Genomic DNA, 283 nt, shown 5'->3' with positions numbered 1-283 from the left:
ACTCAGCCTGGCGCACGCCCGGAACAGGCCGGCCGCGGAAGCCATTGACCGCTGCGCCGAGAAGTGGCGCAACGGCACGCTGACCCGCGACGGCATCAACCCGGCCGCACTGGATCCGGACAGCGGTTTCGACCCGGAGGACACGACCATCACGTTCACCGTGCCGGAACTGAGCGCCTGCCTGTATGAGGACGCGGTGGCTGTCTTCCCCGGCGATCCCCGGGTCTGCCAGCGGCTGGGCCTGAAACCGCTGCAGTCCTGACCTCCGGCCGAAACTGCCACC

Annotated in this window: 1 protein-coding gene; it reads left to right on the top strand. The window is 69.3% G+C overall.

Annotated features, from left to right (window positions below):
- The coding region (locus AC5RVV_RS18380) for a hypothetical protein (protein WP_494002761.1) at positions 1-262 on the top strand (262 nt) is incomplete at its 5' end.
- Positions 263-283: the final 21 nt, after the last annotated feature.

The organism is Arthrobacter sp. MDT2-34-1, assembly GCF_059091365.1.
This window is presented reverse-complemented; position numbering and strand designations above follow the sequence as displayed.